1 protein-coding gene is annotated in these 1,521 nt (G+C 59.0%); it reads left to right on the forward strand.

The genetic code is table 11. The annotated features are described in order from the left end of the window. Window positions 1-90 precede the first annotated feature (90 nt). Window positions 91-1,452 (forward strand): IS1380 family transposase, encoded by a 1,362-nt coding sequence (locus F1735_RS33485; RefSeq protein ID WP_167241308.1) that lies wholly within the window; start codon window positions 91-93, stop codon window positions 1,450-1,452. The last annotated feature ends 69 nt before the right edge of the window (window positions 1,453-1,521 follow it).

Genomic DNA, 1,521 nt, shown 5'->3' on the forward strand with positions numbered 1-1,521 from the left:
CCTGAATCCGTGTTCCGCCTCCTTCAATAGTTGATCAAGTCATTGATTTCAAAGTAAAATATGGCATCCCATACTTTCACCTGACCTGCCATGCCACACTTTGAAGTCAAGCAATCGCGCAACCTGGAATTGACCTCTCACGCGGGGCTTGGCCTGATTGGCCAGTGCTTCGAGGCCGCGCAAGTGGAGGCGGTTCTTGATTCCAGATTTCCGGTGTCGCAAGGCATGAAGACCTCTGACATCGCCAAGAGCATGACTGCGTTGCTGTGCCTGGGCAAGAGCGATTTCGAAGCAATCGAGCCATTTCGCAAGGACCGCTACTTCAAGAATGCCCTCAAGCTATCCAAGGTTCCCGGCAGCGTATGGCTGCGCCAACGTCTTGATGCAGTTGCGGGACCATTGCGCGAATACACCGACGAGCTCAGCATGCGCTTGCTGGAGCGTACCGGCGCGCCGATTACGGCCGACGGCGCGTACGTGTGCCTCGATATCGACACTTTCGTGATGAACAACAGCGGCACCAAGAAGGAAGAAGTGAGCCGCACCTATCAAGGAGTCGACGGCTACACGCCGATCGCCGCCTACCTCGGCAATGAGGGCTGGAACATCGGCTTGGAACTGCGCCCCGGAAAGCAGCATAGCGCTGCCGAGACGCACTTTTTCATGGAGCGCGTGTACGGCAAGCTCGAGCGCCTGCTCGCTGCCGACCAGCACGTGCTGCTACGCAAGGATAGCGGCTTCGACAGTGCCAAACTGCTGTTTCAATGCGAGGCCGAGCGTGAGCGCCTGACGTCGCTGGGGCGCAAACTGGACTATGTCATCAAATGGAATCCCCGCAAACAGGACAAGGCTGCCTGGGTAGCGAGCGCCGAGCAAGCCGATGCCTTCATCGAGGTGCGTCCTGGCAAACGCTGCGCGCTGATGACACAGGAGCTTGAGCGGGACCACGACAAGGAACGCCGCACCCTGCGTCTGGTCGTCTCGGTCACCGAGCGCAGCATCGACAAGAAGGGGCAGCACCTGATCGAGCCGGAGGTCGAGATCGAGGGCTGGTGGACCAGCCTCCACGAAGCACCCGAGGAAATCATCCGCTTGTATCGCCGGCACGGCACCCATGAGCAATTTCACTCCGAATTCAAAACCGACCTCGACTTGGAGCGTCTGCCGTCGGGCAAGTTCGACAGCAACGATGCGATCATGCACCTGGCGATGTTCGCATACAACTGCTTGCGTCTGCTTGGGCAGCTCGGCTTGACGGGCGAAATCTCACCGGTCAGGCACCCTGCGAAGCGTCGGCGCTTAAAAACGGTGCTACAGGAAATCATGTACCGCGCGGCAAAGTATGTTGAACATGCGCGCCGGCTGGTGCTCGACTTTGGCCGTACGGCCGCGCTGCATGCCGACATCTTCTGCGCCCTGCAAACGCGACTCTCACGTCTGGGCGCGGCATGATCGGCCAGCGGCGAAAAACGATACGATTGACTGGGCAACTTCATGATTCCGGCGCACCGGAGGGAGAAC

The organism is Massilia genomosp. 1 (assembly GCF_011682185.1).
In the GTDB taxonomy this organism is placed as follows: domain Bacteria; phylum Pseudomonadota; class Gammaproteobacteria; order Burkholderiales; family Burkholderiaceae_D; genus Telluria_A; species Telluria_A rubra.

Bases quoted from the DNA above. Each gene is read 5' to 3' on its own strand.
- F1735_RS33485 (WP_167241308.1), top strand. From the start codon at position 91: ATGCCACACTTTGAAGTCAAGCAATCGCGCAACCTGGAATTGACCTCT.